Origin of the sequence: Corynebacterium kutscheri (assembly GCF_000980835.1) — a bacterium.
GTDB lineage: Bacteria > Actinomycetota > Actinomycetes > Mycobacteriales > Mycobacteriaceae > Corynebacterium > Corynebacterium kutscheri.
On the sequence record NZ_CP011312.1, the window covers coordinates 1,921,825 to 1,946,002 of the forward strand.

Here is a 24,178-nt window from a genome sequence, read left to right on the forward strand (position 1 = left end):
AAAAACGCCAATAGCTACGAAGAAACATACGAGCCTCTTAGGGAGTTAGTCAAGGTCGCCGGAGGAAAGCACTCGAATATCTTAGCCCCAGATAACTCAACAGATGCACCAAATGAATCTAGGAGCCCATCGGTTCACGCAAACAAGGGAATTGCAATAGCCACCGTGCCGGATATCTCACGTGAAGAAGATATCCAGTCTTATGCTGACACGCTCACCCAGGGACTTATCAAACACGCCCGATGTGGGGCGATTGTAGATCTGCGGGGCAACGGTGGTGGGGACATGGGCCCTATGGTGGCGGGTCTTTCCCCACTTCTGCCTGACGGGGAGGTTTTGTCGTTCGTCTCACGTCAGTCAACATCGCCGGTGATTGTGGAGGGTAATTCAGTCACAGGTGGTGGCACCGCACTAAGCACTCAGGGTGGAAAGCTCGATATTCCTGTAGCGGTGCTTGTCGACGATCAGACAGCGTCGTCAGGTGAAGCCACCATGCTAGCCTTCCGTGGATTGGAAAATTCGCGTAGCTTCGGTCAACCCACGGCAGGTTACGCCTCCGGAAATGTGGTTATCGACCTCTATGACGGTGCAACCTTAATGATCACATTTTCGAAAGATAAGGCACGTACCGGTGAGGAATTCTCCGAGGATCCCATCGAACCCGATGTACGAAGCGACTCCGCAGAGCAGGATGCCATTGCATGGCTGGCTGATAAAGGCTGCTCCTAAATCTACATGTAGGTTTTTGGGTCCATAACGGCCAGGTACACCCTAGATCGGTGTTATTTACACACGGACCGACAAGCGGTCCGTGTCGTTTTATATACGGGATTCTTTGCACCCTGACAGAAGCATGACCAAGCAGGCGCGGTTGAAATAGGTTTCGAAGTTGTCTAATTCCCTTCGGTGACCTGATCTCAAAGCTTGTGAAGTAAATGGCGAAAAGAAACTATCTGTCTGAAAAGCTACCTTCGAGGGTGCAATAACATTTGTACAGCAAATCTTTAGTATGAACTCACACTGCCGTTTCGCAACAAGTTGAGTTCCAACAAACTTTCCACTGAAAGAAGGCGTCCAATGTCACGTGAAAATGCCACTATATGGATAGTAGAGTGCAACTAAAGTAAATCTCTCTTCGAGAAAGATTAAAAATAGTTTGGAGCATGACCATGTGGAACAAGGTTCTAGTTACAATTTTGGTTGCTTTAATGGCAATTTCCGAATTTGCTAAATGGCCATACGGAATCAGTGTTGCTTTCGCAGTGTTAGCTATCGTTATCTTATTCATCCCTAATAGGAAAAAATCAACTTCTTGAGTTGAGGTAGATGTTTCTAGTCCAGATAACGATCCGATCCCATTCATAGACTGGGGTGGCTTGGGCATTATGGAGCGCTGGAATTGGTGTGGCCGTGACCGAACGAATGGCAGCGCACCGCAAAACTCTGCGGATCACGTATGTATGAACCATGATCTTTGTTTAGGTAAACCGAATGCGAATGTATGTGCTTGCGATCGGGCATTCGTTGATGGAATGCGGGCGATTAAGAGTAAGTATGGAGGGATTGATCGCACTTGCATTGAGGCGTCGACAAAGGTTGTTCCCCGTTTCCATGGCTGTAAAATACGTTAAACAAGGGATAGGTCAAATGGTGGAATCGAAAACAGCTCATCCCGTCAAGGTCGCTTTTCTACTAATAGCGTTGATCACTGTGTGGATTGCTACTCCATTTATTAATGATCGTTCCGGCTACTGGGAAATGGCTTACTGGGTTTGCGTTGCCTTTATTCCTACTGTTGGGCTCGTATTTGCTTTTCGTTGGCAAAGTTTAATCCTAGGTGTAGCGTCAATTTTGACGTTTCTAGCCTGGCCGATCCTACTGTGCGTTGCGATGTTACTAGGGGGAATCTAAAAGGGAGATAGTCTCCTGAGGTGTCTTCATGCTTTGGCGAGAAGAGGCTTCAACCTTTGGAACGAAAACTGTGGGGTGCTTTGCAGCACTACTAAGTAGCCAGTGGGTGTGAATTCGTTGTCCTGTAGCTTTACTTCATACCACGAAGGGTCGGGCGGGTATTTCGCAAAAAGCTCCTTTTTCTTCAATATTGCGAACATGACATTGCAGCGACGTCGGGTTAAACAAATCACTCATGATGCTCTCACAGAGTCTATCAACCGTGGTGCGCTCTGCGACAAGGCCTCCAAACTAAAGAAACTACTAGATCGTTCGCGCATCATGAACCAATTTTTAAAGAGAACCAAGAGGAGCACCTAGAACAGCTAGATTACATACTGCGAGCAGTCCATATTGAGCTGCCCGATTCGGCACAAGATTGGTTTTCGGGTTGCGGAAAACCATAACAGGGCAAGAGAATGCAATCGAGTTCGGGATAATCGATCCCTAAAAAGCTCTGACCAGTAGCACTCAAAGCCTATCCGCAGACACCGGTGTTAGACGACGGTCTGGTCTCCATATTTACCTAAAATAGGTAACACGCGGTATCACTATGAGCTACTCCCCATTATCCAAACTGAGAAATCAAAAATCTGATTGTAAAGAGCAGCTCACATCTTGAAAAAGTGCAGACCATTCTACTCTAGCTCCACGGATAGATTCTGCGATTTACCTACTGATAAATAAGAATCGAAACAAAAGCGGTATGAAATTGAAGTCAATATCGTTATCATGAGTCAGTGCTATAACACCGAATGCGGCCAGTAAAGGTGACTAATCTCCGGTGCTGAGCTAAGTTTCGCTATCACTAAAAGCGACGCGATATAAAGCCATCAACAACAACTCGGAAAGAATACAAATGACTACCGGCACACTCCCAGAACACTGGTACGGCAAAGGGCTCTACCCTGTTTGAGTCGAAATGCAAGAAACCCCCGATTCGTTTTCACGAACCGAGGGTTCCAAATTAGTAGCGGGGGCAGGATTCGAACCTACGACCTCTGGGTTATGAGCCCAGCGAGCTACCGAGCTGCTCCACCCCGCGACGGAGAAGAAGAAACAAATTGTTCCTTACAACGAGTGATAACTCTACCGTTCTAAGTTATAAATGACAAATCCCCAGAGCAATCGCATATTGCCCTGGGGATCACAGCTAGTGTTTTACTACCAACTAGCTAAATCACTACACTATGGCCGCCATAACCGTAACCATAGCCGTTAAACTTTTTAGCTATTAGCCTGCGAGTTAAGTGATTGATAATCAGCAACGGCCTTATCTAAGGCATCAAGTGCACGACCATATTCCTCATGGGAACCACTACGTGCCTTTTCTAAACCGGTAAGAGCGTCGTTAATTCGCTTGATAGCTTCACCTTCAGTGCCCGAGCCGGATGCTGGTGCAGAAGGCTGTGCTGGCGCATTGTTATCCTTTGGTGTGGTGTCAAGATCAACGGCATCTTTGAGATCTTGGGCTGCTGATGGATCAATACCTACCTGGCTAAGTGCCTCAGAGATTGTTGGTGCATAACCAACCTGTCCTTTATAAGAGACCAGCACGCGCAACAGCTTCGGGAAGGCGGATTCTTGATCTTTACGCTGCGAGTATAACGGTTCCACGTAGAGAATCTCGCCGCCACCAACTGGCAAAGTAAGCAGGTTACCGTTGGTGAGCTTATTGGTGTTTTGCCACAAAGTAATATCCGCAGCAATGGTATCCGAGCTCATCATGGCATCTTGTGCCTGACGTGGACCTTGGGTGGTGGTATTCGTCGGTAGGACGCGCACGGTAATGTGGCCATACTTATCCGGATCCGAGCTAGTAGACATATGCGCGGCTAAGTAGTCACGGCTTAAGCCACGGAATGGAGTAATCAACTGGAAGCTAGCTTCGCCAGTTTCTGGGCTAGCAGCTACTACATAAAACGGAGGCTGGGATGCTTCCCTTAAGGTTCCTTCTGGCGCAGATGGATCAGCTGGAACTGACCAGAAACGGTCGTTGGTGAAGAACTCGCGTGGATCTTCTACGTGGTAGCGGGTCAGCATCTGACGCTGCACCTTGAAAATATCCTCTGGGTAGCGGATATGGTTCATCAGTTCTTCAGCGATCTCTGACTTTGGCTTTACCGTGTTAGGGAATACTCCTTGCCAAGCCTTTAAGACGGGATCATTTTCGTCGAACTCATAAAGTTCTACTGTGCCATCATAGGCATCCACAACTGCCTTCACTGAGTTACGGATATAGCCTACTTCGTCGAGAGCAAATTGGGCACCAGCACCCACCTGTGCTGAAGTATCGTTGGTGACCTGCGAAAGGGAAACGCGAGTGGAATATGGTAAAGAATCTAACGTGGTGTACCCATCGACGATCCACTTAATGTGGCCGTCGATAACTGCCGGGTAGGTTGTGCCGTCGGTAGTTAGCCAAGGAGCAACCTTGTGTACGCGCTGGCGGGGGTCACGATCAAAAAGAATCTTGGATTCAGAGTTAACCCGCTCACTCAAGATGAGGTTCATTTCGCCATATTTGGCGGCAAAAGCAGCCTGGTTAAAGAGGTTACCAATATTGACTCCGCCTTGGCCTTGATAGGTGTAGGTTGACGTATCGGTGTCGTACTCCACGGAGTTGCCATCGTTGGCGCCTACCACCGCATAATCGCGGCCATCGGTGGTACTAGCAATAAGTGGCCCATAGTAAATGCGTGGCTCAGTAGCTTCAATGCCGAGTTTTTCTACATCTTCATTGGTTTGTGCATTACGCAAGGTTTCTAAGTCGCTGACGGTGTATACAGGATATCCACCGCGCGCCGAGCCTACATCACGGGCAACCTCATCCACCTGATTCGCTTGGGCAGCAACAAAACCGTTGCCGTGCGTATAAACAGTGTGGCGGTTAATCCAGTCGCGCTGGTTATCGCGCAATGCATTGGGATTAATCTCGCGCGCAGCAACAACGAAGTCACGTAGTTCGCCGTCGATTTCATAGCGATCCATAGCCAAAGAATCGGGGAATCCATAGAAGTTTTTCAGCTGTTGTTGCTGGGTAAAGGTTTTGCTCAAGACCTCTGGGTCAAGCAGACGGATGTTGTTAATAGTGGCAACATCTGCTGCAACTGCACTATTGGAAGCACCTTCGGCACCCCAATTGTCTAGGTAGGTCACGGTGCTATCGGTAATGCCATAACCGTATCGGGTAGCTTCAATATTGCGCGCAATATATTCGGATTCTTTTTCGGCACGGTTTGGTGAAACGGAGAAACGTTCCATCATCATTGGCCACACTGCGCCAATAGTTACCGAACTTAATAGCATCAACACAGTAGCAGCAGCGGGAATGCGTAAGTCTTTGAGTACAACCGTCGCAAAGAAACACACAGCCACAACGACTGAAATAACGAGCAAAATAATCCGTGCCGGCAATACCGCATTAATATCGGTATAGCTACCGCCGGTGAAAGTATCGTGGCGATTGTTGAGCAAATCGTAACGTTCAAACCAATAATTCAACGCTCGGAGTAACATCCAAGCTCCAGCCCACAACGCCAACTGAATACGCGCCGGAGCAGCAATACCGCCGGTTACCCCTGCGGTACGGTTACCAATACGGATACTTCCTAATAGATAATGCCCAATTAGGGTGATAAAAAAGCCAATCGTTACCGCGGTAGAAAGCATCCCGATCATGATTTGAATCATCGGCAAGCTAAACGCATAAAACCCATAATCCATACCAAACTGTGGATCATTCATGCCGAAATCTTGGCGGTTTAAAAATAACTGTACGGTCTGCCAGGAACGCTGACCTAAGAAACCAGCGATAACACCAATTACTATGGGCAACCCATATAAAAATGTCCGTAAAGACCGCTCAACAATCCGCCGATATTGCACAATCGGATTATCAGACTCGAAAAGATCCATGGTTTTAGGACGAGTACGATAGGTAAGCCACCCAGCCAACCAGGTAATCACAGTAGTAATCAGCGCAAAGAAGAAAAATAGAGCAATCCGGGTCAGGATCACCTTATTGAATACTCCCCTGAAGTTTACTTCGCCAAACCATAGCCAATCGGTGTATACACCAATGAAGGTAGGCAGAAGCGCACCGATAACAAAAATTGCAGTAACAATCCATGACAGCATCTTCGGTGGACGCCGAAGCTCTGGAGACGATGAAGCAAATCTATTTGCCAACGCCTTTTCCTCATTCCTTTTCTAAAACCAAGTTTGTTTTCCCACCCAGTCCATCAGGATCAAGAGTGATTCGAGAAAACAACACTGACCTTTTACACTTTCAACGATAGTGTTCCACCTTACGGGAGTTTTCTGAGAAAAGTTGAGAAGGGCTAAGTAAATGAGTACACCTGCGCTTATTCCACAGGCATTAAATAAGGCCATGCTAGAAGCGGTCGATTTTATCCATGCCGAAGGATGGGATGCCCCTCCTACCCTTTTTGGGCTTGTCGACGCACGTTTGCTTGACGACGTTCTCGACGAAGAAGATGGCGCCCCACTTGCTCTTGTCGTGCAAGAACTACCCGATAATATTGAACCTGGTTCAGAAGAACTCGGCGATTACATATCGCGTATCGCCTGGCCAGATCAGGTTCTTGGGGCAGTACTTGCCCAAGAAATTATGTTCCGCGATACCAGCGCCGCTGATCCGACCCCACGCCCAGCGCGCCTTTTTTCCGGGGTGTTACGTGGTGAAGCAGAATTAACCCTCTTGCAATTACGCCCCAGCGAAGAAGAATTAGCTAGCCAAGGGGCATTTGCTGAGGATAATGTCGAACTACGCGGTGGAGTACATCTCGCTCCAGGAGTTATTGCTGCTTTGCGAGCAACTTTTGATTAGCTCCACTTTTACCACCTAGGCGCTAAGTAGCGTGTTCAAAGCTCTAGTGCGCTACGCTAATAGCCAAGAAAAGACCCCTAAGGAGTTTATGTTGAAGCGTCTATGCCTCTGTGCTGCCGCAGCTCTTTTAACCTTAAGTGCTTGTAGCACAAATGATGCCACCGATCAGTCATTAACAACGCAAAACACAGCAGTAGACGTTGCTCCATCAACTACTTCTTCTAGTGCACCAGCTACGCTGACTCAGACCACCACGACAACCAAAATTGATGCCCAAATTGAAAAGGCTCGACAAAGCTTCCATACGCTTGTCCCCGATGAGCTATTCGATCAATTCAGCTCCTGCGACGATAATGGGGTGCGTGATTCTATGGCATGTTCTGGGCCAAAGGTAGGACAATTCCAATTCTTTGTTTCTGAGGTCAAGGCTGCATCTACTGCTCAACTATTAACTGGGTTAAATAGTTCACGTGTGTTAGAAGAAACCGATAGTCGAATTGTGGGCTGGTCAATTCTTGGCAGCACCGCAGTAATTACAGTGGTTGATAAAGAACGCGGCTTAGTCATGCAGCAAATGGTTTCTACCGATGATATTGATCCAGAAGAACGAATCAACGAGCTAGGCTTAATCAACCAAGATAGCCACCAGGATGCTGAGGAAACTTTAGAACCCACCGAAACTTCTGCAACAACGCACATAACCACAAGCACTACGGCTTGACCTAGTAGCAAGTAGCTACCTTATTACCTTGGGCATAATCGCTTAGCTTATTAATGGCATCACCTAAATTGTCAACACTAACAATGGTGATGTCATCACGTTTTTTCACGCTAGCGCAATTGCTTTGGGGGGCTAAAAATACTTCAACACCGGCATTAACTGCTGCCTCGATTTTATGGTTAATACCACCAATAGGCCCTACCGTACCATCTTCGGAAATTGTACCGGTACCAGCAATTTTCTTTCCTTGAGTAAGCTCGCCGGGGCTTAACTTATCAATAACGGTCAAAGAGAAAATCATTCCGGCAGATGGTCCACCAATATCTTCTAAGTGATAATCCACCGAGATACCATCTTTAGGAACCGCAGTCATAGAAATCCCCAAAAATGCTTTGGTTTTGTCCTGTGGATTTTCCCCTAGCACTAAGGTCACATCGCGGGTTTGATTTTTTCGTTCAATGCTTAAGGTTATTTTTTCCTGTGGTTTTTTACCACCCACATGATTTTTAATTTTTTCTGGACTTACCTCGGTAGAACCATCAATAGCAACAATTTTATCGCCTATTTCAAGGACTTCCTCAGCTGCTGAGCCTTGCGAAAGCGCAACCACCTCAGTGCCAACATCAATACCTAAATATGTCAGGGCAGCAATTGTTGCTGCTGCTTCTGAACTACTAAAAGCTAATTGGTTCGCTTCTTGAACTTCTTCTTCGCTGCTTCCTTGCGGGAAGATGTGCTCGATAGGAACAATGGTATCGCCGTCGATAAGCCATCTGCTGATAACCTGCGCCAGAGTCATTCCGGTACGCACCGAAACTGTGGTCATATTCAGCTCACCGGTGGTTTTATCAAGTGGAATGCCGTTAATTTCTACTACATCGGTACCGTTTATCTGACCAAGCGCATTAAAAATTGGCCCTGGTCCTTCCGCCGCATAAGGCACGGTCAAGCTAATACTCGTGCCAGGAATGCGATCAAAAGTGACCAGCCCGGTTAAAGCAAGAAGCGGGATAGCGCCTAAGGTCATGGTCAGCAAACGTCGTTTCACAAGTGTTTAGGCTACCAATTCTTATGCATACCCAAGAAGTTAAACACCGATTAGCCTATTAACTACTTATCGACGAGCATCCTAGGCTATCTGTTGTATTTTTCAATAAAGTTCGCTCACAGCGTCGCATGGTTCATGGCATTAATCATGGAAAACGCGGTAGCGTGGTAGTTATGAATTCTAACGGTTTTGGTTTTTCCTTTAATTTCGGCGGTGGCGATGATGACCGCGACAATAATAATCCCTTTGGTGCTGGTGGTTTAGGCGATATGCTTAACCAATTCGGGCAAATGCTTTCTGGTATGGGTTCTTCTATGAACTCCCCGGATGGGCAAGGACCGGTTAATTATTCTTTAGCCCAACGTATTGCCCGCCAGCAGATCGGCACTCCAGCTGTAATTAGTGATAGCGATAGCGAGCGTGTTGCTGAGGCAATTCGCCTGGTTGAACTGTGGTTAGATGACACAACTATTTTGCCTGCCTCTAATAACAAAGTAGAAACCTGGAATGAGGAACAGTGGCTTACTCATACCTTGCCGATGTGGAAACGTTTGGTTACTCCGGTAGCCGAAAATATGAATAACGCCCAGTTAGATGCCTTACCAGAAGAGGCACGCGAAATGGTGGGCCCGATGCTTAATATGATGAATCAGATGTCGGGCATGAATTTTGGCATGCAATTAGGTAATGCTCTTGGTGATCTTTCCGAGCAGGCACTTTCTGGCACTGATTTTGCGCTTCCGCTCGCCCCTGCTGGTGTAAGCGCCCTATTAGTAAAAAATTTAGACCGACTTACTGCCGATCTTTCCCTGCCACAACAAGATGTGCTGATCTATCTAGCAGCCTGCGAAGCCGCCCGACAGCGACTTTTTAACCATGTGCCCTGGTTAGCTGAACAACTGGTAGCAAGTGTCGAAGAATATGCTGCTGGTCTAGTTATTGATACCTCTCATATTGAAGAAGCTATGCGCGATATGAACCTTGAATCTGGTGATCCCAACCAGATCCAAGATGCTATGCAGCGGCTACAAGGCATTGATCTTAGCCCTAAAATCAGCTCACGTAATGCAGCAGCAAGTTCTCGCTTGGAAACATTATTTGCGCTCATCGAAGGCTGGGTTCACTATGTGGTGCCGAAAGCTTTGGCTGCCTATGTACCTACCACGGAAAAACTCCACGAAGCATTTAAGCGCCGCCGTGCTAGTGGTGGTTCTACAGAGCAGGCTTTTTCTAAGGTAGTTGGGATCGAATTCCAAGCACCGCGTATCGACGAAGCCAGTGAGCTGTGGTCGCGAGTAACTAATGCGGTAGGTACCCAACGCCGTGACCAGGTGTGGGATCATCCTGATTTCTTACCAACAGCAGAAGACATCACCAATAGTGCCGAGTTTATTGACTCGCTCCTTGATACTGCGGATAGTAACTATGATCCAATCGCTGAGATCGAAGCTTTAGAAGAGCTATTGAAAAATGGTCAAGAATCCGATGGTTATAGTGCTGAAGATGAGCTGGAAAATAAAAAGAACTCAGAAAATAATGACGAATCAACAGATTAATCGTTAAGACTTCTCACCTAGAGCTGCTTATTGTAACCACAAAAAGCAGCTCTATTTTTATGCAACCTTCACTAACTATGAGCTTTTGTTATTTTGCCCCAGGCCTCTAAAAAACCTTCGGCACGCTCAAATTTTGGTGCGGTACGTGCCCACCGCCAAAACTCCTCATTATGCCCACTAGTGACAAAAGTGTGCACAAGCTCGTGAATAATCACCGAATCAAGCACATAGTCTGGCACATCTTGTAGCCGATTCGAAATCCTAATATCTGCGCTGATACTGCTACACGAACCCCACAACGTTTTTTGTTCTGCCCAGCGAATAGAACCAATGCGGCCTTGGTCTTTTAAAAAACGCTTATTTAATTCTCTGGCTCGCTGATAAAGTTTTTCATCTGTCGTGGGTTTTTTCGCTGCTCGCTTCTCCAGCCGTGCTAAAAAAGTGGCCACCATTTCTTCTTCTTGTTGTTGAGTAAAAAATGCCGGTATGCGTACCACGAGAGTATCGCCGTCGATACGCGCTTGAGCGCTCTTCGTGCGTTTCGAGGAACGAATCACTTGAATATTGGTAGGTGTAGCCATCGTAAATAATTCTAAGTTAATATAAACCCACATGGGTCTGGGGAGATCCTAAAGAAAGCAGCCCACCTGCTCATGACTACAACTCACAAGAAAATCCGACTGCCCTCCCCCATCACCGACACAGTTATTCTTAATCCCGGCGCGCATATTTTCCTGCGTCCACATGCACTCCAATTTGGTATGGATGCCACTCGATCAGGAATTGTGGAATTGCCTGACTATCTTTGCCAACCACTAGTGCACATTTTTCATCGGCTGCGCCAACCCATGCGAAAAGATTATTTACTCGATCAACTAGGCGCGATTGGGATGGATCGTTATAGTGCCAAAGTTCTCCTCAATGAACTACTTACCCTAGGGGTTCTTCATAGCTGTACCCAACTGCCACATATTGCAGTAATTGGTCGTGGCGTGGCAACCACTGCCACCATTCGATTACTCAACGATCTTGGTTTTCCAATTATTCGACTCAATGCCCAGGAAAACACCGCTCTGGTATTGGCAAATATTGATCCTGATACCCCACTTGTACTTATTAATGAACTTATCCACATGGCTGAGTTAGCTAATATTGTTGGAAAATTTACGACGATTATTCCGGCCAATATTATTGACGGCCGGATCCTTATCGGTCCAACCCGGATTCATGGAACCGGGCCGTGTCCGTACTGTTTAGTGCTCCGGTTGCATGACCAAGACCCTTATTGGCACGAAATTATGTCCCAAAAGACTAGCCATATTAATGCCGATCCGCTTACTCATATCGCACTTGCCAGCCAAGTTTGCGCGCTAGTAGCCAATCTTTATTTGCCTACCCCAGCTCCTGGACTACCGACGCGGACAATTAAACCGCATCGGTTAATCCACTTTGGTGCTTATGGGCATGGTAGCTCCTGGCGGATAATGTCTACCCATCCGCTATGCGTGGAATGCTTTAATTTTCGCCAGCAACAAACTCAGCCACAATCGCTAATACCTGCGCGCCGTATTTCTCGGCCTTGACCTGTCCAATCCCGCTCAGAGCTAATAATTCGCCAGTATTGGTTGGCCGTGCTTCAGCGATGGCATGCAAGGTAGCATCGGAAAAAATTGTAAAGGCCGCAGCATTGTGTTCTCGAGCTTGTGCCAACCGCCAGGCACGTAAGGCATCAAAAAGATCACTATCGTGTTCACTTGCGCAATCCACGCAGCGCCCCATGACCTTTTCGCTAGAACTTAGCAATACACTGCCGCATACCCGACACGTTTTATAGTGCTTTGTTTTTGCTACTGGTTTGCTTGGCGCATCTGCTAGTACGCCATCAAGAAAACGAGTGCGTTTGCGTCCGCTACGCCCGCCTTCTTGTCTAGATAGCGCATACGATTGGAAAAGATATTCTTTCGCCCGGGTGATACCGACATAATACAGACGGCGTTCCTCTTCAATACTTTCATCCCCAGAACGGATAGCATGAGAAATAGGCAGAGTACCATCAACTAGTCCCACCAAAAATACAATTTTCCATTCCAAGCCTTTGGCAGCATGCAAAGAGGCTAAAGTAACTCCATATGATCTAGGCGGGTGTTTACTTTGAGCCCGCTCATTAAGCTGAGTTATCAGGCCTTTTATATCTAGATCAGGAATGGCTAAACCTAGTTCCTCGCTCAGCTCAGCAAGAGCATTCAATGACTGCCACCGAGCTCTAGCTTGCTCACCTTCAGGTTCTTGATTACTCAGTCCCAAGCTAGCCAATGCGGCACGCACTAGCCGAGGTAAATTTTTACCCACAGCGTCTTCCGGGAGATCATCGCGTTGTGCTACCCGGATAAGCTCGCTTATCGCTTGTTTGATCTCTGGGCGATTAAAAAACTCTTCTCCACCGCGCACCTGGTAGGTAATGCCTTTATCGGCAAGTGCTTGTTCGAACAATGCAGATTGGGCATTAATCCGGAAAAGCACCGCTATATCATGGAGCTGATGCCCCTCGGCAACCAATTGTTGGATCTTTTCAGCTACTCCACGCGCTTCTGCTGGTTCGTCATCATAGACTCGAAACTCTGGGGTATGACCAGCTGGGCGCATGCCTTGTAATTCTAACCGGGTGCCAGCAGCACGACCTTTTGCCTTATCAATAACGGTATTGGCTAGTTGTGCAATTTGTGGTGTTGAGCGGTAATCGCGTTGCAGTTTCACCACAGTGGCATGTGGATACGTACGCGAAAAACCCAATAGATAATCAGGTGTTGCCCCGGTAAAAGAATAGATTGTCTGATTTGCATCACCAACTACGGTGAGATCATCTCGCTGGCCTAACCACGCATTTAACACCCGCTGCTGTAATGGGGTAACGTCCTGGTACTCATCAACAACAAAGCTACGATACTGTTCCCGAAATTCCTCTGCAATCGCCGGTGAATTTTCTATCGCACCAGCTGTATGCAGTAATAAATCATCGAAATCCAATAACATACCGTTAGAAGTGGTTTTAGACTGCTCATATCGCCGATAAATCTCAGCAATTTTCGACGGTGATTGTGGGGTTATCCGACTTCCTATCGAAGCTTCATACCCCTCTGGACTAATCAAACGTGCTTTTGCCCACTCAATCTCACTTAAAATATCGCGTACGTTTTCCGTAGTGGATTCTACCCCTACACTCCGTGTTGCCCGAGCAACCAAAGGGAATTTTTGATCTAAAACCTGCCATTGTAGATTGCCTGCAATCTGTGGCCAGAAATAACGCACTTGCCGCAACGCCGCCGAGTGAAAAGTACGTGCCTGCACACCACCAATGCCCATTATCTGTAGGCGATGACGCATTTCTACTGCCGCACGCGTAGTAAAAGTAACCGCCATAATTCGATTCGGACTGGCTTGTCCACGATCAATAAGATGGCCAATACGATAAGTAATGGTGCGGGTTTTACCCGTTCCGGCACCAGCCAAAATAGCTACTGGACCGCGCGGTGCAGTGGCAGCAATGCGCTGATCGGAGTCGAGGTGGTCAAGGTTGACACTCATATAATCTCTCCTTTCACCCAGCTTTTTATCAACCGATACGCAATAGAAAACCGAGGTGGCAAAGCAATATTCGCCAGCTGTCCCCGATCAACCCAGATTATTTCTTCGAGTTCATCATCGGTTTCAGTTTGAGCGTATTCGTCAGTAGTCGTTGCAGCCATGCCCACCATAACTGAACCAGAAAATGGCCAGGGTTGGCTAGCAATATAAGTAATATTGTCTAACCTACGCCCGGTTTCTTCCCAGGCTTCTCGTGCCATTGCTTCTTCAAAAGTCTCGCCTAGCTCCACATAACCAGCGATCAAAGAATAGTAAGAATTGCGCAGTCGATTCTTCGCTAACATAATGCGCTGATTATCCGGATCGCGGATAAGACCAATAACGGCTGGATCAATACGTGGAAAAATAATCTCACCGGTATCGGTAGTAGCCACCACCGGGTCGTGATACTGAAGTGCCAAGCCGCTGGTAGCACTAAATTGTTGCCGCTCCTGATTATGCACAATAGCTAATGCGCGCAAAGCTTTAGGGGTATGAGGTCGTTGCCATAATCCAGCGGGCTTATGCTCTGCAGTAATGCGCTGCGCATAACACCCAGGAGCAACCTCAATAACTGTATATCCCGGAATCGGAGGCAGATATTGGATACTGTGACCACCCGGGGTATACAGCGTATTTCCGTGCTCGTCGAAAAGCATGCATAGCTGCATGGCGATATTATGCTCCGGTGCCAAACACACGGCGCACATACAAAAGGCGATCACCTGGTTCAACGGTTTCGGCTTCCGGTGAATCAATACGGTAGAGCTCACCCGAGCGCACCACACCCAATACGATATCGGCCAAATGCCGTGGGTTTGCACCCACCTCGTCTTCCATAACCAACCGCTCGGCAACAGAGAAGCCTTCATCCGGGGATAAAAGGTCTTCCATCATTTCCACCACGGATGGGGTCACGGTGGCAAGACCAAGCATTCGGCCAGCGGTTTCCGAAGAAATAACCACTGAGTCAGCACCGGATTGTTCCAATAAATGATGATTTTCAGACTCACGAACACTAGCAACCACCCAGGCGCTAGGGGCAAGCTCACGAACATTCAAAGTAACTAATACTGCGGTATCGTCACTGCTTGGTGCCACAACTACTGCCTTAGCCCGGGGAACACCAGCAAGTTTAAGGATATCGCCTTTAGTAGCGTTACCTTTCACCGTAACAATACCTAGATGCTCAGCATGATCGAGTGCTTCAACTTCGGTGTCAACAACAACAATATCTTTAGGCGACACCCCGTCGGCTAGCATCGCGGTCACAGCAGAACGACCCTTGGTACCAAAACCAATGACCACCGTGTGATTGCGCATTTTCTTCCTCCAACGCTGAATTTGCCACGCTTTACGCGAGCGTTCTGTAAGTACGGACAAGGTAGTGCCGACCAAAAGGATCAGGAATGCCACCCGCAACGGAGTAACAACAATAATGTTAAATAATCGTGCCTGTTGCGTTACCGGAGTAATATCGCCATAACCTGTGGTAGAAAGCGATACCGCTGAATAATATAAGGCATCGATAAAAGTAAGTGGTTCCGAATATCCGCCACGATCGAAATATACCGACATCGACAAAAACAGTGTCAATATCAAGGCATAGAGCAACCGCCGAGCGATAAGCCGTAGCGGATGAATCGCATGCCCATCAGGAATGCGAATCGTACCTAATAAAGTAAATTCGGGTAGATTTTGTACGTCTTCATCATCATGAAAACGATCGCGATACCTATTCGGCATAACCTACACCCTTAACTAAGACTATTTCCGTTGTTTTTATCCAATATTCAGCGCAAACAACCCACGATGATAACCGTATGATTTTAGCAAACCTCGTCAAACATATTTACTCACCAGTTAAAAACTGCTTAACTATCGACATTTTCTGAGGCACTTTCTACTAGCCTAGCTAGTTCCTTTTCATCAGGAAGATCCTGCGGTGCTAGCAGGTACTTATCACCAACATAATAAAAAGCCGCCCCTACCAAGTCTGGGTCTATTCCTTGCAACTTAGCCCAAGCCACCCGATATACCGCTAATTGAACGCGATTTGATCGCAACTCTTGTGCTGTTGGTCGATGCCCTGTCTTCCAATCCACAATGAACCACGACCCATCGGGTTGCTGGAAAATAGCATCCATCCGACCACGAATAATATGGCTGCCAACGGAAACTTCAAACGGCTGTTCCACATACATAGGTGTCCGGTGCGCCCATTCTGAGGATAAAAAGGCTTCTTTTAGAGCTTCTACATTTGCTACTTTTTCTTCGCCGCTACCTGGTAGCTCTGATTCATCAAGCAGGCTGGCTCGGCCAAAGCGATCTTCAAGCCACTGGTGGAACTCGGTACCACGTTTAGCATAGGAATTAGGTTTAAAAGGAATAGGTCTACGCAACCGACGGGCAAATTGTTCCGGATCGCGGCTTAACGCCACAATATCCGTAGCCGTAAGCTCAGTAGTTAGTGTTACCTCTACCACCGGTGCTGCTAATGCTTTGTATTCTTCAATAAGAGCTGTGGTTTCTTGTTCCCACAATTCAAATAAATCACCATCGGTATTTAACTCCGGCAAAGAATCCAATGCTTGATAAACTGCTTCTTGGCCTAGCACCTCAAAGTGCCGGGGAAAATACTCTGCCGGTGGTTGTGGTAGTTCAAACTCAGTATCACCGGTGAGCTCTGGTTGTTTACACCACTGAACAACCAAGTCACCTCGAATATCGACTAACTGCTGAAAATACGGATAAGGGTTATCCAAACTCGCCTTACCCGTACCGCTTGCTAAAGCACCAGTAATAAGCAAATCATGCTCTGATCTGGTCATGGCCACATAAAATAGACGCGCATTTTCTTCTTCTTGCCCCTGACGAAACTCTGCCTTATGCGCATCCATCGCCTTTTTAAGATCAACCGGTTTTTCTATATCACTGAGATCTAGAATAGGAGCACCAGTAACATTGTCTTGTTCTGCCACATCACCGCGCAAGGTGGAAGGAACATGCTGTTCTTTAGTAAGCCAGGTTTCTGCTTTTGCCTTATAGGTTTGCGTATCGGTATGCAATAATGCAACTATTTTCCATTCCAAACCTTTAGCTTTATGGGCAGTTAAAATCTGTACTCGATCGGCACTAACATGTACTTCGCCTGGCTCTAAACCACTTTCTTCATCCTTAGCCAATGCACAATAATCCAAGAATGCACCTAGGTGAGCACCAGGAAGTTTGGCAAAATTAGCAACCTCTTGGGCAAAACGATCCAAATGCGCGGTACCTGCTGCCCCATCTGCATGTGGATCTTGGCGAACTAGTACCTCTGTGCGAATATTAAAAGTTTTTTCAATATCAGCAAAAAGATCCGGCAAAGAGTGACGCAAACTACGATTACGCAGCATACGCAATTGTGCCGATAACTGAGTTAGTCGTCGATACCCCTCAACGCTAAAGCGATCTGCTTCCCCAAGATCAGCAATAGCATCGCCTAAACCGACTACAGCTTCTGGGATGGTAGGAGAAATTTCGTCGATAATCTGCTGAAGTTTTTCTTTTGGATCCTCAGAATAATCACTACTTTTATTTACCTGTGCATGAGCAGCAAGATTACGTGCTCGAGCAGCTAATGCCTCAATATCACCTATCCCAAGACCAACTAGTGGCCCAGAAATAATTCGCATTGCTGCCGTATTATCTTGTGGGCGAAGCAATATCGTCGCTAGTGCAATGAGGTCTGCGACTTCGGCAATATTGAGCAACCCCGAAAGACCGACCACCTCGAAAGGTACCCCTCGATCAGCAAGTTCTTGAGCAATTAACGCAGTATGCTCATTTTTACGCACCAACACTGCGGCAGTAAATTGTTCGCCTCGATCATAAAACCGCTGTTGGCGATTTTCGTATTGTTTTTGTAAATAATCAGCAACAAATGCCCGCTCAGTAAACCGAGTATCAAAAAACCCTAGCTGTACTTCACCAACTGGTGCACCAGCACGCGAAGATAACGGCGATACTGTACGTGGGGCATTCCCACGTTCTAATAAACTAGCGCTAACACTATTAGCTAGTTCTAACACAATATCTGGATTACGCCAGCTAGTAGTGAGTTCTTTTTTATCAGCCAAAGTTTTACCATCGGCAAAATCAACTACAAATCGTTCCAGATTAGCAGCTGTTGCACCGCGCCAACCATAAATCGACTGCATGGGATCTCCCACAGCAGTAACTGCTTGACCAGCAAATAAGGATTTTAATAATATGCGTTGCGCATGGCCGGTATCTTGATACTCATCCAACATAATGACTTTGAAGCGCTGACGCTGGCTTGTCGCTACTGCTTCTCGTTGGCTAGCTAATCGAGCAGCTAAACTCATTTGTTCGCCAAAGGTAATAAGCCTTTTTTCGGCCAACGTAGCTTTAAGTTTTTCTACCAAAGGCAAGAGCGCTAAGCGTAACTTTTGTACGGCGGCTAAATCAGCTAAATACTTTGGTGGTCGTTTAGCCTCTTCGCTAAGTTCTTCTACCAGGGATAATACTGGTTTGGTTTCTTCAATAATCTCTGCGGCATCAACCATATGATTATCCATCTCCGAGACAAGATGAAGTAGCCGGCGAGTAACTGTAGCCACACTATTAGAAGTTGGTAGCTGCCCTTGATAAGACTCAACCACGTGGTAGGCGATTTGAAATAGTTCAGTCTGGGTAATCAACCGAGAACTTGGCTCTACTGGCAATAATAAACCGTATTCACTAACCAAACTACCGGCATAAGAGTCGTAGGTTTTCACCGTCGGTGATGTAGTCGCAATTTTATCCCGCAAACTATGATCCGGATCAATGCGCGCAATATCTGGGCTTAATGCAAGCTGGTGTAATCGTGAACGAATACGTTGATCCAATTGCCGCGCAGCTTTATTGGTAAAGGTCAAGCCCAAAACTTGTTCTGGATCAACCAGGCGGTTAGCAACCAACCACACCACCCGCGAAGCCATGGTTTCAGTTTTTCCAGCCCCGGCACCGGCAACAACCAATAGTGGTGCTAGTCCATGTTCAATAATCTGGCTTTGTTGTTGGGTAGGCGGAAATTTCATGCCTACTAACTGGGATAATTCAACTGCCCCAATAAGTTCCTGGTTATTTATCTTCATGAAATGACTACCTTTCCGTCCTCATGGACTGGGCACAAAGTAGTTAAGGGACAATGGCTACATGTGTTATTCAAACGTGCAATAATTTGTGGACTACGTAGCTGGATTAATAATGATGGCAATAACCGGGCAAACTCGCTTAACTGTTCTTTATCTTTCGACGCTTGATCTCTGATAGCAATTTTCTGTGAACCACTTGCCGGGTAAACCAATTGCGCAGAATCAATAGCTAGCCCACCGGATATATCAGTGTTACTTAATACCTCAGCGTTATGTATCTGCCCATTGCGCAGCGCTAATTGATAGCTCATAAGCTGTGCGTCTTCTTGGGCTTGCTCCTTGGTTTTTGGGGTACCCGTTTTAAAATCAACAATGCGGTAGCTGTCTGAATCCTTAACCTTATCCAGGCGGTCAATACGTCCTCGGATAATAAGCTTGTCTAAGCCCTGCCGATCAGATTCTGCTACTGCTGGTAACACATCAACATTGACCTTGACTTCAGTACCTACCAAGTCAAAACCACCTGCAGCTGCCTCAATCCATGCTTTTAGCTTAACCAACAATTGTTGGAATTCTTCCATGGTGGATTCAATTTTCCAGGAAGGTTCCTGGAGAAGACGTCGATAAGCAGCACTAACCATAGCCTCTGCTTCTTCTGCATCCACCCCATTACCTAAAGCTTCGGCAAACGCATGTACCAGAGTGCCTTTTAATCTGTGGACCGATTTCTCTTCATTTTCATTCACCACTGAAGACAATGCCGCACGCAATGGGCAATGCAAGCCACTATCAATTTTAGACGGTGATAATGCCATAACTACTCGATTACTCATATCACTTACGCCCCCAGATCCCCACCATTGATCCGGATGTGCACCAGGTATCTTTGCCTGGGCTAGACGAGCAAGTTGCCTCGCTGCTTGCTCTCGCTGTCGGGTTGTTGCCGCTGGATCGATCAGTGCCCGACGTAACTCAGCAACCATTGCTGGAATTGAAAGCAGACGTTGGTAGCCTAAGGCATTATCTTCAGTAGGTGCCTGAACAGTTGTTGAAACATCAAAAAGCGTTAGTGGCTCTGCTTCACTAGATGCCTCGGGGTGTTCTTTCATTGTGGACAGCTCAGTGATAAACCGTGATACTTCCAATACCTCGTCTGCATCTGGGGCATCAACAGCGGTAATCACCAACTGCTTAGTAGCACGAGTAGTGGCGACATAAAAGAGGTTTCGTTCGTCATTAAGCCGGTCGCTACTGCGACTAATAGGTAAATCTGGATCTATATCAGCATCAATAAGATCGACTAACTCTTCTTGGGCAAAAAGCGTTCCAGTTTCCCCCAAAGCCGGCCAGGTTCCCTCCTGTACACCGGTAACAATAACAGTATGCCATTGTAATCCAGTGGTAGCGTGTGCAGTCATAATATGTACTGCATCTGGGGTAGCTAAGCGACGATCACGCACACCAGTAGGCAATATTTGTTCTTCAATATGGGTGACAAACGACGCTATTTTTGCCTGCGGGTAGCGTTCTACCCAGTCACCAGCAGCGTCGAAAAGCGCCATAACGGAATCCAGATCACGATCAGCTTGGGAACCAATAGCACCACCGCGCAAGCTCATAGCAAGTAAATGCTGATCAAGTCCGGTAGCATTCCATAATTCCCAAAGAATCTCCTCTACCGAAGCCTGCTGATGCAGGGCTTGTTCTCCAGCAGAAAAAACAGCACGAATCCGCTCTAATACTTCTGTTTCTATAGGGGTTAATATTGTCGCTGCATCCAACAGAAATTCAGTACGCTGTAATTCATCTTGACCAGGAAGTACCAGCAAACGCATCAGATCAATTGCTCGACGCCCATACGAAGAAGAATCGGCATCAGGATCGGCCAGCACTCGCCGTAGCTCAACTTGTCTGAAACTACGGAAAAGCCGACGCATGGTTACTGGATCAGCGCCACCAATTGGGCCCGTAATTAACTCCTCTAGCTCAGCATTGGTAATCCTTTGGGTTAATGCCCGCGCGGCAATTAATAAATTTGCGACGATTCTTTGCTCGCTGAGCACAATCGCCGTGGGATCAACATGCACCGGCACCCCGGCTGATAATAAATGACGTCGCACCTGGCCAATCTGACTCGTCGAGCGCACCACCACAGCAATCTGAGACCACGGCACCTCATTTAATAAATGCGCCCGACGCACGGTATCAGCAACAAACGTCGACTCGGCAGCAGCAGTAGGAAAAATCTCTACCTCGCTAATAGGGGTGCGCCACGAAGAGGTAAGTTCTACAGTGTGATCGACGGGATAGGTGTCTAAAAATTCTGCGCTAGCGCCCCGGAAACGATGAATTAGCTGATGACTATCGCCAGCAATCACACCGAATTCAGCAAAAGCTAATAACTCGGTGATTAATCGTGCCGACTGGGGGTCAAGGTGCTGGGCATCGTCGATAAGCACCATTTTCCAGCCTTGATCCTCGATTGGCTTTTCTAATGCTTTGGTTACTAGCTCTGCCGCGCTCAACGAATTTTGGCCACGAAGTGAAATAACCTGCTCATACTCGCGCATAAATGCACCTGCCGAGTACCACATATCGCGGTTATATTTCTTACCTAATTGCTCTAAGGTTTCCGGGCTTAGTCCACGTTCGGTAGCACGCAATAAAAAGTCGCGAATCCCGCGAGCAAAACCTAATAAATTGACTGCTTCGCGTACCTCTTGTGGCCACATACTAGCTCCACTATCAGCATGACCCGCTAATAATTCACGAATCACCGCATCTTGTTCGGCACCAGTAATAAGGCGTAATTGTTCTTCACAACTACTGCGCACCAATGCAAAAGCTAAAGAGTGAATTGAGCGCACCATGGTCGCTGCCGCAGAATAATCCAGGCCAATAACTCGGTGAATAATCCCCTCGCGCAAGCGGGAAGCGGCTTCTTTACTAGCAGCAATCACAAGTATTTCATCTGGGCTTCGCCCCTGACGCAGCTGATGAGCTACGGTATCCATTAGCAGGGTAGATACCCCACTACCAGCTACTCCGCGCAACCGCCAGATGCCCTTAGGGTTAAGAAATAACTGACTATCCCACTCACGCAGTGGTACTTGTGCGTTTTTTGTTACTAGCCGAACAGTAGGAATGGGTGAAGTCATATTCCTAGTGTGTCATGTCAGGTGGACATGATGATATTTGCCACCCATTCTAGATTCGTTCCTGAGTTCGACTTAGCCTCCGGATGCAGAGCATGAACAAAAATTCGATAAAGCACGCTACGCAATAAAAGCTGGCGGATATGCGGTATGTGCTCAAAACGGTGAATAATCTGCTGATCGACGGCTTCAAATAAAAGCCCATCAACAATTGTTTGGGCAGCAGTATAACCCTGTGGATGAGCCACACCAATAATATCGGTTACCGTAGGAGCATTATTTCCCGCATAAATGGTAGTGGCAAACATATCAGCATGAGTTACCTGACGTGATGCAGAAATAGGATGCACATGACTGACAATCTTGGGTACTAAAGCAATCGCTGTTTCATGAGCCGGCACCATAGGATCCAAATTATCTATTTGCGCTAGTGGATCACTAGACCAGGCTAAAGCATCAGCAATGGAGAAAACATTGTTACGGTCTACCTGTGCAAAAGATTCTGGAACCTCAACCTTGGCTAAAGCTTCATCAAGACGAAGCGCGGCAACAACTGTCTCATCTACTCGTTTAGTTAATACCCCTACTACATAGGTATTAGCGCGCCAACCGTCATTAACAAATCGACCATCAGTACTGCGTATTGGCCGAACAATACGCAACCCATGTGGTTGCAGATTTTCTCTAATTCGAGCTGACCAGCCGGCTCGATCAGGATAAGGCACCTGCGAAAAAACAATATCGCCAACTCGCCAGCCATAATCCCAGGCTGCGCCTAATTGTTGTGCCGGAGTATCGGGTGCATGAAAACTATCACGCACGTGATGAGGCAACTCCGAATGTTTCATAACACTTAGCTTAACCGCTTATCTCTTTTTAATACCACGAGAAATCCTAAGCAAAAGGATATGGCCATGGATTTGCTACGCACACCGCACCATCATCGTCATATACTTCTTCAGGGTCAATCGCATAAAGTTCTGCATTGGAAAGACTCAGTGTTTGCTGCATCATAATTGGTGCTAATTCCCCATTACCGCCGCAAGGAACATGCGCAGCATAGCCAATCCCATGACCAACCTCGTGGTTGAGCAAGTATTGACGATAGGAGCCAATATCGCCCTGGAATGGAGCAGCACCGCGCACCCACCGCGACTCATTGACTACTACGCGCCCCTCGGTGGGATAAAAACAACTGGTTTCCATATCGATATCATTACCACAAGCCTTGTGAGTGGTTTCCACGCTGCTTAATTGAATACGTAGATCTGGGTTTTGATCAGCAGCCACATGTTCAAAACGATACCGACGATCAGCAGTCCACCCTTTTGGATTTAATAAGGTGGCATCAACCATGGTGGCAAAGGCATCATCACCACCATAGCCTGCAGTATCAATGCCATTTTCTACTTCCACCACATAGGTAAAAGTACGCTCGCTACCATCACCACCTTGTGCCCCAGGTGTTCCCACCACCCGGTAGGTGCCCTCACCGGCTTCGGTATAGTCTCCACCGGCTGGCAACTCAGTTGCCGGAATCACCCGCGGCTGGCCATTCGCGGGATCTGGTCCACGTAACAATGAATCCGCTGATTCAGACAGTGCTACCGAGGCCTGAGCTGCCGAAGATTCCTGGCGAGAACCCGTGGGGGTGGAAAAAACGTCGAAAAGCACCCACACAGTAATCACTGCTAAAACTGGAATAGCGTAGGCACGCCAGCCATAATCACGTGCAAAGCGCACAAAAAAACTGTCGTTGGGTGCTGATCTCACTGTTTATACTCCCGAGAAACCAACTGTACGAGCATTAGTGGTACCAACCTCGACATAGGCAATCTGAGTATTGCGAATAAGATAACGACGTCCCTGATCATCAGTGAAATCAAAGAGCTCGAAATCATTTTTTAACGCCTTACTAACCTGAGCAACAACCTCGTCTTGTGCTGCTGAGGTAGAAATAACCAACTCACGAGGGTTGTCGGTGAAACCAATTTTGATGTCCATGGGTGCTCCTTGAAAATATGGCAGCTTTTTTAAAAGCTTTACTTATCTTAATTTCTTTTCCCCGTGTGGAAAACACGGGCTGTACACACAACGAACCAACGCTAAATCGTGTTCCCTTTCCCGAAAG

17 protein-coding genes and 1 tRNA gene are annotated in these 24,178 nt (G+C 47.1%); 6 read left to right on the forward strand and 12 right to left on the reverse strand.

Translation table 11 applies throughout. The annotated features are described in order from the left end of the window. Positions 1-165 precede the first annotated feature (165 nt). The gene (locus UL82_RS11480) at positions 166-729 is read left to right on the forward strand and encodes a S41 family peptidase (RefSeq protein ID WP_232009472.1); all 564 of its coding nucleotides are present in this window, start codon (positions 166-168) and stop codon (positions 727-729) included. Positions 730-1,611: 882 nt separating this feature from the next. Next, on the forward strand, positions 1,612-1,911 hold the full coding sequence (locus UL82_RS08755; protein ID WP_126363894.1) for a hypothetical protein: 300 nt from the start codon (positions 1,612-1,614) through the stop codon (positions 1,909-1,911). A gap of 1,010 nt (positions 1,912-2,921) precedes the next feature. On the opposite strand, the gene UL82_RS08760 is transcribed toward UL82_RS08755, so the two are convergent. Beyond that, a tRNA-Met gene (locus tag UL82_RS08760) sits at positions 2,922-2,995 on the reverse strand. Between the two features lie 182 nt (positions 2,996-3,177). Then, positions 3,178-6,141, reverse strand: a complete 2,964-nt coding sequence (locus UL82_RS08765; RefSeq protein ID WP_197719642.1) for a UPF0182 family protein — start codon at positions 6,139-6,141, stop codon at positions 3,178-3,180. A 160-nt stretch (positions 6,142-6,301) separates the two neighbouring features. Here UL82_RS08765 and UL82_RS08770 point away from each other — a divergent pair, with 160 nt between their 5' ends. Together UL82_RS08770 and UL82_RS08775 are read left to right on the forward strand one after the other, a co-directional pair. Next, on the forward strand, positions 6,302-6,802 hold the full coding sequence (locus UL82_RS08770; protein ID WP_046440469.1) for a PPA1309 family protein: 501 nt from the start codon (positions 6,302-6,304) through the stop codon (positions 6,800-6,802). An 88-nt stretch (positions 6,803-6,890) separates the two neighbouring features. Continuing rightward, positions 6,891-7,523 (forward strand): hypothetical protein, encoded by a 633-nt coding sequence (locus UL82_RS08775; protein WP_046440470.1) that lies wholly within the window; start codon positions 6,891-6,893, stop codon positions 7,521-7,523. Between the two features lies 1 nt (position 7,524). On the opposite strand, the gene UL82_RS08780 is transcribed toward UL82_RS08775, so the two are convergent. Further along, positions 7,525-8,571, reverse strand: a complete 1,047-nt coding sequence (locus UL82_RS08780) for a YlbL family protein (RefSeq protein ID WP_046440472.1) — start codon at positions 8,569-8,571, stop codon at positions 7,525-7,527. Positions 8,572-8,744: 173 nt separating this feature from the next. Here UL82_RS08780 and UL82_RS08785 point away from each other — a divergent pair, with 173 nt between their 5' ends. Further along, a complete protein-coding gene (locus UL82_RS08785) occupies positions 8,745-10,127 on the forward strand; it encodes a zinc-dependent metalloprotease (RefSeq protein ID WP_046441434.1) in 1,383 nt (460 codons plus the stop codon). Between the two features lie 71 nt (positions 10,128-10,198). Here UL82_RS08785 and UL82_RS08790 read toward each other — a convergent pair whose 3' ends face one another. Then, on the reverse strand, positions 10,199-10,708 hold the full coding sequence (locus UL82_RS08790) for a M48 metallopeptidase family protein (protein ID WP_046441436.1): 510 nt from the start codon (positions 10,706-10,708) through the stop codon (positions 10,199-10,201). Positions 10,709-10,780: 72 nt separating this feature from the next. Between UL82_RS08790 and UL82_RS08795 the strand changes: the two genes are divergently transcribed. Next, the gene (locus UL82_RS08795) at positions 10,781-11,710 is read left to right on the forward strand and encodes a hypothetical protein (RefSeq protein ID WP_046440474.1); all 930 of its coding nucleotides are present in this window, start codon (positions 10,781-10,783) and stop codon (positions 11,708-11,710) included. Here the strand turns inward: UL82_RS08795 and UL82_RS08800 are convergent. The 8 genes from UL82_RS08800 to UL82_RS08835 form a co-directional block, all read right to left on the reverse strand. Next, positions 11,643-13,709, reverse strand: coding sequence for an ATP-dependent DNA helicase UvrD2 (locus UL82_RS08800; protein WP_046440476.1), 2,067 nt, complete (start codon positions 13,707-13,709; stop codon positions 11,643-11,645). The genes UL82_RS08795 and UL82_RS08800 overlap by 68 nt on opposite strands. Beyond that, positions 13,706-14,419 carry an NAD(+) diphosphatase gene (locus UL82_RS08805; protein ID WP_046440478.1) on the reverse strand — a complete coding sequence of 238 codons (714 nt, stop codon included), beginning with the start codon at positions 14,417-14,419 and terminating at the stop codon, positions 13,706-13,708. Before UL82_RS08805 ends, UL82_RS08800 begins: the two co-directional genes overlap by 4 nt. Before the next feature lie 7 nt (positions 14,420-14,426). Beyond that, positions 14,427-15,494: a potassium channel family protein gene (locus UL82_RS08810; RefSeq protein WP_046440480.1), complete on the reverse strand. Its 1,068-nt coding sequence runs from the start codon at positions 15,492-15,494 to the stop codon at positions 14,427-14,429. A 128-nt stretch (positions 15,495-15,622) separates the two neighbouring features. Beyond that, positions 15,623-18,892, reverse strand: coding sequence for an ATP-dependent helicase (locus UL82_RS08815; protein WP_046440482.1), 3,270 nt, complete (start codon positions 18,890-18,892; stop codon positions 15,623-15,625). Beyond that, a complete protein-coding gene (locus tag UL82_RS08820) occupies positions 18,889-22,050 on the reverse strand; it encodes an ATP-dependent DNA helicase (protein ID WP_046440484.1) in 3,162 nt (1,053 codons plus the stop codon). The genes UL82_RS08815 and UL82_RS08820 overlap by 4 nt, the downstream gene beginning before the upstream one ends. Before the next feature lie 17 nt (positions 22,051-22,067). Next, on the reverse strand, positions 22,068-22,895 hold the full coding sequence (locus UL82_RS08825) for a TIGR02569 family protein (protein ID WP_046440485.1): 828 nt from the start codon (positions 22,893-22,895) through the stop codon (positions 22,068-22,070). A gap of 46 nt (positions 22,896-22,941) precedes the next feature. Then, positions 22,942-23,820 carry a DUF3152 domain-containing protein gene (locus tag UL82_RS08830; protein ID WP_046440488.1) on the reverse strand — a complete coding sequence of 293 codons (879 nt, stop codon included), beginning with the start codon at positions 23,818-23,820 and terminating at the stop codon, positions 22,942-22,944. Between the two features lie 3 nt (positions 23,821-23,823). Continuing rightward, complete coding sequence (locus tag UL82_RS08835) at positions 23,824-24,051, reverse strand: DUF3107 domain-containing protein (RefSeq protein WP_046440490.1); 228 nt, start codon at positions 24,049-24,051, stop codon at positions 23,824-23,826. Between the last annotated feature and the right edge of the window lie 127 nt (positions 24,052-24,178).

What these genes read in the sequence shown, in the direction of transcription:
- UL82_RS08755 (WP_126363894.1), top strand. Translation starts at nt 1,612, where the DNA reads ATGGCTGTAAAATACGTTAAACAAGGGATAGGTCAAATGGTGGAATCG.
- UL82_RS08770 (WP_046440469.1), top strand. Translation starts at nt 6,302, where the DNA reads ATGAGTACACCTGCGCTTATTCCACAGGCATTAAATAAGGCCATGCTA.
- UL82_RS08775 (WP_046440470.1), top strand. Translation starts at nt 6,891, where the DNA reads ATGTTGAAGCGTCTATGCCTCTGTGCTGCCGCAGCTCTTTTAACCTTA.
- UL82_RS08785 (WP_046441434.1), top strand. Translation starts at nt 8,745, where the DNA reads ATGAATTCTAACGGTTTTGGTTTTTCCTTTAATTTCGGCGGTGGCGAT.
- UL82_RS08790 (WP_046441436.1), bottom strand. Translation starts at nt 10,708, where the DNA reads ATGGCTACACCTACCAATATTCAAGTGATTCGTTCCTCGAAACGCACG.
- UL82_RS08795 (WP_046440474.1), top strand. Translation starts at nt 10,781, where the DNA reads ATGACTACAACTCACAAGAAAATCCGACTGCCCTCCCCCATCACCGAC.
- UL82_RS08800 (WP_046440476.1), bottom strand. Translation starts at nt 13,709, where the DNA reads ATGAGTGTCAACCTTGACCACCTCGACTCCGATCAGCGCATTGCTGCC.
- UL82_RS08805 (WP_046440478.1), bottom strand. Translation starts at nt 14,419, where the DNA reads ATGCAGCTATGCATGCTTTTCGACGAGCACGGAAATACGCTGTATACC.
- UL82_RS08810 (WP_046440480.1), bottom strand. Translation starts at nt 15,494, where the DNA reads ATGCCGAATAGGTATCGCGATCGTTTTCATGATGATGAAGACGTACAA.
- UL82_RS08815 (WP_046440482.1), bottom strand. Translation starts at nt 18,892, where the DNA reads ATGAAGATAAATAACCAGGAACTTATTGGGGCAGTTGAATTATCCCAG.
- UL82_RS08820 (WP_046440484.1), bottom strand. Translation starts at nt 22,050, where the DNA reads ATGACTTCACCCATTCCTACTGTTCGGCTAGTAACAAAAAACGCACAA.
- UL82_RS08825 (WP_046440485.1), bottom strand. Translation starts at nt 22,895, where the DNA reads ATGAAACATTCGGAGTTGCCTCATCACGTGCGTGATAGTTTTCATGCA.
- UL82_RS08835 (WP_046440490.1), bottom strand. Translation starts at nt 24,051, where the DNA reads ATGGACATCAAAATTGGTTTCACCGACAACCCTCGTGAGTTGGTTATT.